This window comes from Burkholderia sp. MSMB1078WGS (assembly GCF_001528895.1).
Classification (GTDB): Bacteria; Pseudomonadota; Gammaproteobacteria; order Burkholderiales; family Burkholderiaceae; genus Burkholderia.
Map to the genome: position 1 here is coordinate 94531 of NZ_LPDI01000111.1, position 7997 is coordinate 102527.

The following is a 7997-nucleotide window of genomic DNA, read 5'->3' on the forward strand; positions in this document are numbered from 1 at the left end:
CTCGACTGCCCACACTGCGGCGCGGACAACAGACCATGAGCGAGAACACAAAAATCGAGTGGTGCGACCACACGTTCAATCCGTGGGAAGGCTGCCAGAAGGTCGGCCCGGGCTGCGATCACTGCTACGCCGAGACGCGCAACGCGCGCTTCGGCGGTGGCACCGCCGTGAACTGGGGACCCGGCGCCCCGCGCCGCCGCACGTCGGCCGCGAACTGGCGGAAGCCGCTGCAGTGGAATCGCGACGGCACGTTCTATGCGATCCACGGCCGGCACCAGCGCGTGTTCTGCGCGTCGCTCGCCGACGTGTTCGACAACGCTGTCGATCCGGCGTGGCGAGCTGACCTGTTCCGGCTGATCGCCAATACCGCGAACCTCGACTGGCTGATTCTGACGAAGCGCATCGGCAACGTGCAGACGATGCTGCAGCATATCGGCGTCGACCGGCTGCCGGATAACGTCTGGCTCGGCGCGACGATCGTCAACCAGGCCGAGGCAGACCGCGACATCCCGAAGCTGCTCGCGGTGCCGGCGCGCGTGCGCTTCCTGTCGATGGAGCCGCTGCTCGGTCCGGTGGATCTGACGTGCGTCATGCGATCTTTGCCCGACAGCGATTGGTCGTACTGCGACGACGTGCTGCGCGGCTTCCGCGCCCACAAGTGTGGCGGCCATATATCGCCAGAGAACCGGGTCGACTGGGTGATCGGCGGCGGCGAAAGCGGCCCCGGAGCTCGTCCTATGCATCCCGACTGGGCCCGCTCGCTGCGCGACCAATGCGCGGACGCTGGCGTGCCGTTCTTGTTCAAGCAGCACGGTGAATGGGCGCCGGGCTGCGGTGACTTCGGTGCCGGCCGCTTCGAAACTGCGGCGATCGCGCTCGACGGCCGGGTCGTCGCTGGCGGCTACCGCGTCGAAGACTATCCCCGCGGCGCCGCGAGCGGCGACGGCTGGTCGATGGTTCACCGCGCAGGCAAGCGCGCGCCGGCCGGCTGCTCGATGGCCGCACGCACGACGAATTCCCTGGAGCACCACGATGACCGTCTACGTCGACGACATGTACCGACACCCGGTCGGCAAGTTCGGCCGCATGAAGATGTCGCATCTCATCGCCGATACAACCGAAGAGCTGCTTTCCATGGTCTGCGAAATCGGCGTCAACCCGAAGTGGATCCAACACGCTGGCACACGCGACGAGCACTTCGACATCTCGATCAGCAAGCGCGCAGCCGCGATCGCCGCGGGTGCAGTACCAATCACCTATCGCGAATGCGGGGCGATGAACAAGCGGCGCCGCGTGACTGGCGCGCTCGGCTCGCCTGGCGGCGCGGTCGAGTGGCTCGAGCAATTCATCGCTGCCAGACGCGAATCGCGCGGCAGCACACCGGCGGCCGCAGCCAGCCTCGCGCACGACGATTTTCCGGAGCCACGATGAAATCCGAATTCAAAATCCAGCGGCCCGACGACGTGCCGATGACGCTCACCATGACGATGACGCTCGGAGAGTGGAAGAAGCTGCGGGAACAGCTCACGACCACGTACCCGTCGTGGAAGCTATCGACCAATATCGGCGAAATGGTGCGCCTCGCGACGACCACGTTCGCCGAAACGAAGGGGCTAGACCTGTGATTGACCACCCTATTTTGTTCAGCGGCCCGATGGTACGAGCCATCCTCGAAGGCCGGAAGACGCAGACACACCGCGTCATCAAGCTACCGCACAACAATCCGCTCGGCGCTTGGGAACCGACAACAGCCGGCGGCGGATCCGTGAAGTATGCAGGCGGAACGCCAGCGCCTGAACTGGCTGCGATCTGGCACACACACACCGGCGATTGCTACGTCTGCCCTCACGGCGACGTCGGCGACCGGCTGTGGGTGCGCGAGACGCACGAAGTGCGTCGCATCGGTACCGAGACGTTCGCGGGCGACCGCCCGACGCGACGCTATGCCGGAATCGCGTACCAGGCCGACGATGGCCGCGCCGAGGTCGACATCGACCTCGACACGTTCCAGGCTCTCGACGCCAAGGAATCGCGCGGCTGGTCACCGTCCATCCACATGCCGCGCTGGGCCTCTCGCATCACGCTCGAGATCACCAGCGTGCGCGCCGAGCGCCTGCAGAGCATCAGCGAGTCGGACGCGCGCGACGAAGGTGTGACGATCGAGGACCATCACATGCGCAGGTACTGCGCCGGCGCCTTCCGGCCACCGAGTATCCGCGCTTTTCACGATCTCTGGGACAGCCTCAACGCCGCACGCGGCTGTGGCTGGGACACGAACCCATGGGTATGGGTCGTCGAATTTAAACGAGTGGGAGGTACGTCGGAATGACGAAGAAACAATCGAAACACGAATGCCCGACTGCCGACACGCAGATTGCAGCAGCGATCGCGAGCACGATCAGCGCCGTCAGCTTTCAAGGGCTCAGCATCGTGACTCCGGATGGTCAGCCTGCGACGCTCGCAGTCCTCGACCAAAACGGCAAGATCATCGAGGCCGGACCGGCCGTGACGCGTGCAGTGCGGGAGATCGCAATCCGATCGTATCGAAACTTCCTGATCGGGAGCGGTCATCTTCGCGTATTGACGAAACCTGCTTCGCTATAACGAACGGCGCTACGGCGCCGTTTGCACCTTTGTAGCAGTCGGAGCTAGTTCGGTTTCAACTTGTTGAGAAGCCTTCAGAATCTTCGCTGCTCGCCCCAGATTGGCTTCATCTTGCGCCGTTCCTTCGACAGTCGCCCGCAGTTCAGCAAGCAACCTATTCTCCAGTTCTCCAAGCAAGTTGTTCGCCGCGATAACGCCATGTTGATCGAGGTACTGCGAGTATTCCGGTAGAGCCTGCTTCACAAGATCGATTACCGAATCAGTCTTCATCAAATTCTGCTTTATCCCTGATTGCAGTGCCTTACTCTGCATGACAGCGAACATCACAACCGATTGGTACGCACTGAAGAATGCCCATGCGAGGGGCGTTACAAACGGTCTAGCTTTGTTCGAGGCCGCAACGGCGGGCCTCAGTGCCTCTGGATCACAGTCGAATGTTGCCAGCAACTTACGAAGGCCAGCATCGTTCGCTGCAGCTTCTGCTAGAGGTTCGAACTTAAAAATCGACATCCAGTTCGCGGTGGCTCGCGCCGGAGATAACGCGCAGAACCCATCCCAGATTTGCTCTACTGCTTCGAGCTGTCTCTTATCAAGTGCACTCTGCCGCGCCGACAGAGCGGAAAGCGCACCAGTGCGTAGCAGTTCCATCTGTCTTTCTTTCGCCCGAAGATCGGCCTGAAGTTGTGCCTCCTTCTCGCGAAACTCGCTTTGAACAGCCGCTAGGCGCACATCGAAATCATGCTGAACACTTCTGGTCAGGTACGCTCCAACCCTTTCCTTGTAGTGCCATAGTACAAAGCTCCATGCGCCAGTCACGACCGTTGCTGGAATCCAATCACCCAGGTTCATTTGTGTTGCTCCCCGACGCTAGCGGTTTTGTCGATCAATGATCGCACATGCAACAGCTACAGCGGACACAAGGCCCAGCGAAGCGAGTTGCACCCAAATAGAAAACGGCGCCTTGCGGTGCCGTTTTCATATTACAGGTCGAGAAACATACGAACTGCGTACCTGATCGCTTCCATCTCTTCGTCGGTCGCACGCTCGCCCTTGAACTGAAACTCGCGTGCCTTGAACGACAGGTTGACGATCTGATCGACGAGCGCCACACCCGGCCGCGCGAGGCTAGAAATCGGAATCTCCGATTCCCATCCCCGTACGGTCGACGTGATTGGCAAGCCGACGAACCGTCCCGTTAGCTCATTTATATCGACTGGAGTGATGACCACCACCGCACGATATCCGTCCTGCTCGTTGCCTTTGCTCGGCCCGATATAGAGCCGAATCACGTCCCCTGCTTCCGGAACTCCGTTGAGCATTTTCTTCGATCCTTTTTGGTTCTGCGTCAGGAGTGCTCGTCCGGTCCTCCGAACTCACTGCCTTGCGGATCGCCGAAATCGACAATCGGATGCGGCTCCAGTTTCCCTTCGCGCAACTGCTGCAAATAGCGCTCGCGGGAAAACCTCTTGATGCCAGTGTGCGCATGGATCTGCACCTTGCCATCAACCACATGAATATCGACTTCCTGTCCCTCAGCGAAATGTGCCTCTTGCGCAACGCTCGCCGGGATTCGAACCGCAAGACTATTCCCCCAACGCTTGAGGGTTTGAACAGTCATCACGCGCTCCTTTTCTACCTGCCTAACTACGTATCTCGAATAATCCTATCTTTCCACCGTGCTACCGCACTTCGTATCGACGCGTATAAACATTGTACGCGACCGGCTCACATGTGTCAACGTCGTTGATACATGTACGGAGGTGGGAACGAAACAATTTATATTTGATATCTCTCGGGCACCCGAGGGACACGAACCCTACTTTGGGGGATTGGGACATCTGGAATGTGGGGGCGTGGCAGCAAAAGCGTGAGTTTACAGCGATTTAGGGGCGGCGAGCCAAAATGAGCGACCGGCGGGCAACGTCGATCGGCAGTTCGAGCATGCAGCGCGATGGACAGCCGACGAAGCCGGGGCGCTTGATGCGTCCCTTTCACTCCGGGCCGACCGGTCGTCTGCTTACCATCGGCGGCACGTCGGACAGGGGCGCGCGCGCAGTCCTACAAGAATCGCCCCGAATTAGCGCAGCCGCTATGCGAAAATGCGGCATCCGCTCTCTCCAATCGACCCAACGGGCCCCGCATGACCACCCACATCACAATCGAATTCACCGAGCACGCCGCAGAAGCCATCGGCGAGCAGACCAGCACCAGCTTTTCCTACGACCAAGGCGCACACGTGCCGCAACCCGGCGATTTCGTCGAACTCGATAACTCGCGCCAGACATTTCTCGTGATCGGTCGCGTGTTTTCACTTAAAGCGAACTACAGTGCCGTCAAGCTCGTGCTCGACCTTCCTCCGTCGGACGACGATCAGGATTTCGGTTCGGCACACTGAGCAACGACGGAACGCGTCGCGGTCACCCGCACCGATGACCCTGCGGCGCCAGTCCCCGGCGCCGCAGCACCCAGCCCGTCGATTCGGATGGCAAGCCGTGCCCGAACTCGAAACGCCGCGCGTCAGTGCGCATCCGCATCCGGAAACACCGGCGCCTTCAGACACCGATCGAACCACGCGGCATCGCCGCCCTCTCCGAGCGGCCACAATTCGGCGTCGAGCTGCGGCAGGCCCACCACCGGCGCCGGCGTACGGTTCTCGCCACCGGACGCCGCAGCCCGCACCCATCCCGCCTGTGCGCTGCCGCTGTCGCATGCATGCGTGCCTTGCGCTTCGCAGAACGCCACCGGATGCACCTTCCCGCCGTCGGTCGCGCTCACCAGGCGGTACTGATAGACCGCGCCGGTCGCCCAGTCCTCGCTTTGGCTGCACACCCGCGCATGATGTTGCACATGAATCGCGCCGAAACACGCATAAGAAACATGCGCGCCGCTCGCATCGTCGGGAATGAAATCGCAGTTGGCATCGAAGCCGGCCAGCGGGCCGCCGCTGTATTTCGCGAGCCACTGCCGCTCGGCCAGTGCGCGCGCGATCAGCCCTTCATCCGATCGGTCGGCCAGCACGGCGGTGCGCCGATCGAAGGCCTTGCGCACTTCGTCGACGGCCAGCCGATGGCCGTCGTAATCGGTATCAAGTCGTTTGTTGCGCGCGGCGAGCCAGCGGCGCTGGCTGCGCATCAGCATGTCGCGGACGGCGGCGTCCGGCGCGGCCTGTAGCACGCCCGCATAGGCCGCATTCATCCGCGCATCGGCCGCGCGCAGCGCGGGGCTCGCGCAAATGCGCTTCTCGATCGGCTGGACGGCTTTCGCGCAATCCATCGCAAAGCCCGGCACGGCCAGGCCGACACCCATCATGAACATCGCAGCAAGACCAGCCAGCCTGCCGGTCGATGCCGTTCGAATCCCTCGCATGCTCTCTCTCAGTCGGTTTGTTTTTCTCGGCCGCCCGCATCGATGCGGCATCTGACCTCTCGCCATGCGCGGGAACCGCCAGCGCATTTCGCGCATCGCCGTGCAGCGCCGCTTATGGTACGCCAGGCAAGCGTCCGCGCGGGCACGAACGCGCACCGTCACGCGCGGTGCGACCTGGCTTTCATTCGTATGGACGGGATCTCGATCGACTGGACGACGACGATGTCCGTGCCTGCCCGGCACGGGCATTCGGTGCCGACGATCCCGGACGACCGTCGGCCATCTTTTCCGGCAAGCGGCAGCCACGCTTCGTCCTGGCCGAATGCGCGATAGCGACCGACCGCCCCGGCCGGCCTGCCGCGATTCCGTTACTTCTTTTCGGGCTCCGATGCGCCGGGCTGCTTGAACGGGAACGTGCTGAACATCGACTTCGCCTGGTTCTGCATCTGCTCCTGCATCTGCACGAACATGTTCTTCGACTGCTCGATGTAGCTCGTCATCATCCCTTGCATCATCGGCGCCTGCATGTTCATGAACTGCGACCAGACTTCCGGATTCATCGCGTTGCCTTCGTAGAGGTTCTTCGATTGATCCGCGAGCTTGTTCTGGATGTCGATGAATGCCTGGATGTTCTTTTCCAGGTACGTGCCCATCATGCCCTGCATCGCATGACCGTAGAAACGGATGATCTGCGACAGCATCGACGACGAGAACATCGGCACGCCACCGCTCTCCTCCTCGAGGATGATCTGCAGGAGGATGCTGCGCGTCAGGTCTTCGTTGGATTTCGCGTCGACGACCTTGAAATCCTCCTGCTCGAGCACGAGCTGCTTCACGTCGGTGAGCGTAATGTACGTGCTTGTCTCGGTATCGTAGAGCCGGCGGTTCGGGTACTTCTTGATGAGCCGTTCGGCCGTCTTCTTTGTAGTAGTCATGTAACGCCTTTGAGTGCAGCGTAGCGCAAGTGACGAATCCCCGCCTCCCGGGTCCGGGAGGCGGGGGCCTTCGGAAAACGCCCGGCTGCGCGGCCATCCGGCCCGCGCAGCCCGGGCGCTCAGCCCATGTGCAGGCCGCCGTTCAGCGAGAAGTCGGCGCCCGTCGCGAAGCCCGAATCGTTCGATGCGAGCCACGCGACGATCGAGCCGATTTCCTCCGGCGCGCCGAGACGCCGCACCGGAATCGTCGCGACGATCTTCTCGAGCACGTCCGGACGGATCGCCTTCACCATGTCGGTGCCGATGTAGCCGGGCGACACGGTATTGACCGTCACGCCCTTCGTCGCGACTTCCTGCGCGAGCGCCATCGTGAAGCCGTGAATGCCGGCCTTCGCGGTCGAATAGTTGGTCTGGCCGAACTGCCCCTTCTGGCCGTTCACCGACGAAATGTTGATGATGCGGCCCCAGCCACGTTCGACCATTCCGTCGATCACCTGCTTCGTCACGTTGAACAGGCTCGTCAGGTTGGTGTCGATCACGGCGGTCCAGTCTTCATGCGTCATCTTGCGGAACACGACGTCGCGCGTGATGCCCGCGTTGTTGACCAGCACGTCGATCTCGCCGACTTCCGCCTTGACCTTGTCGAACGCTTCCTTGGTCGAGTCCCAGTCGCCGACGTTGCCTTCCGACGCGATGAAGTCGTACCCGAGCGCCTTCTGGTCCTCGAGCCATTTCACCCGGCGCGGCGAGTTCGGGCCACACCCTGCGACCACCTTGAAGCCGTCTTTCGACAGGCGCTGGCAGATGCTGGTGCCGATGCCGCCCATCCCGCCCGTTACGTACGCAATTCGCTGAGACATAAATCTCACTCCATTTTTGGTTTCGAGAGCTGCCGAAGGCCCCCTCTGACTTCACGTAACGCCGGCCGAAGCTGCAATCGGCCGGCGCACGGATCCGGTTCGCCTGTGGCGAACGGCCGGTTACGAACCGCCGATCACGGTTGGCCGATCACGGACGCTCGACCGCGAGCGCGACGCCCATCCCGCCGCCGATGCACAGCGACGCCAGCCCGCGCTTCGCATCGCGCTCGAA

At 62.0% G+C, this 7997-nt stretch carries 11 protein-coding genes and 1 pseudogene; 6 read left to right on the top strand and 6 right to left on the bottom strand.

Features of this window, described 5'->3' with window-relative positions; genetic code table 11:
- Positions 1 to 35 precede the first annotated feature (35 nt).
- From WT24_RS30495 to WT24_RS30515, 5 genes and pseudogenes are all read left to right on the top strand, one after another.
- Positions 36 to 1036 (top strand): annotated as a pseudogene (locus tag WT24_RS30495) (phage Gp37/Gp68 family protein).
- Between the two features lie 56 nt (positions 1037 to 1092).
- Entirely contained in the window at positions 1093 to 1431 is a 339-nt protein-coding gene (locus tag WT24_RS30500) for a DUF4031 domain-containing protein (RefSeq protein WP_257127583.1), read from the top strand.
- Positions 1428 to 1625 carry a hypothetical protein gene (locus WT24_RS35885; protein ID WP_060036952.1) on the top strand — a complete coding sequence of 66 codons (198 nt, stop codon included), beginning with the start codon at positions 1428 to 1430 and terminating at the stop codon, positions 1623 to 1625. The genes WT24_RS30500 and WT24_RS35885 overlap by 4 nt, the downstream gene beginning before the upstream one ends.
- Positions 1622 to 2329, top strand: a complete 708-nt coding sequence (locus WT24_RS30510; protein ID WP_060036953.1) for a hypothetical protein — start codon at positions 1622 to 1624, stop codon at positions 2327 to 2329. Before WT24_RS35885 ends, WT24_RS30510 begins: the two co-directional genes overlap by 4 nt.
- Positions 2326 to 2604: a hypothetical protein gene (locus WT24_RS30515; RefSeq protein WP_060036955.1), complete on the top strand. Its 279-nt coding sequence runs from the start codon at positions 2326 to 2328 to the stop codon at positions 2602 to 2604. Before WT24_RS30510 ends, WT24_RS30515 begins: the two co-directional genes overlap by 4 nt.
- Before the next feature lie 9 nt (positions 2605 to 2613).
- On the opposite strand, the gene WT24_RS34760 is transcribed toward WT24_RS30515, so the two are convergent.
- From WT24_RS34760 to WT24_RS30525, 3 genes are all read right to left on the bottom strand, one after another.
- Positions 2614 to 3453 (bottom strand): hypothetical protein, encoded by an 840-nt coding sequence (locus tag WT24_RS34760; protein WP_156441888.1) that lies wholly within the window; start codon positions 3451 to 3453, stop codon positions 2614 to 2616.
- A 131-nt stretch (positions 3454 to 3584) separates the two neighbouring features.
- On the bottom strand, positions 3585 to 3923 hold the full coding sequence (locus WT24_RS30520) for a type II toxin-antitoxin system PemK/MazF family toxin (protein WP_060036957.1): 339 nt from the start codon (positions 3921 to 3923) through the stop codon (positions 3585 to 3587).
- A 26-nt stretch (positions 3924 to 3949) separates the two neighbouring features.
- The gene (locus WT24_RS30525; RefSeq protein WP_060036963.1) at positions 3950 to 4222 is read right to left on the bottom strand and encodes an AbrB/MazE/SpoVT family DNA-binding domain-containing protein; all 273 of its coding nucleotides are present in this window, start codon (positions 4220 to 4222) and stop codon (positions 3950 to 3952) included.
- 522 nt (positions 4223 to 4744) lie between these two features.
- Between WT24_RS30525 and WT24_RS30530 the strand changes: the two genes are divergently transcribed.
- Positions 4745 to 4999 carry a hypothetical protein gene (locus WT24_RS30530; RefSeq protein ID WP_059498821.1) on the top strand — a complete coding sequence of 85 codons (255 nt, stop codon included), beginning with the start codon at positions 4745 to 4747 and terminating at the stop codon, positions 4997 to 4999.
- A 122-nt stretch (positions 5000 to 5121) separates the two neighbouring features.
- On the opposite strand, the gene WT24_RS30535 is transcribed toward WT24_RS30530, so the two are convergent.
- The 3 genes from WT24_RS30535 to WT24_RS30545 all read right to left on the bottom strand — a co-directional run bounded on the left by WT24_RS30535 (position 5122) and on the right by WT24_RS30545 (position 7765).
- The gene (locus WT24_RS30535) at positions 5122 to 6219 is read right to left on the bottom strand and encodes a lysozyme inhibitor LprI family protein (protein ID WP_257127581.1); all 1098 of its coding nucleotides are present in this window, start codon (positions 6217 to 6219) and stop codon (positions 5122 to 5124) included.
- A gap of 119 nt (positions 6220 to 6338) precedes the next feature.
- A complete protein-coding gene (gene phaR, locus WT24_RS30540) occupies positions 6339 to 6905 on the bottom strand; it encodes a polyhydroxyalkanoate synthesis repressor PhaR (RefSeq protein ID WP_006485265.1) in 567 nt (188 codons plus the stop codon).
- Positions 6906 to 7024: 119 nt separating this feature from the next.
- A complete protein-coding gene (locus tag WT24_RS30545) occupies positions 7025 to 7765 on the bottom strand; it encodes a 3-ketoacyl-ACP reductase (RefSeq protein ID WP_034207422.1) in 741 nt (246 codons plus the stop codon).
- Positions 7766 to 7997 lie beyond the last annotated feature (232 nt).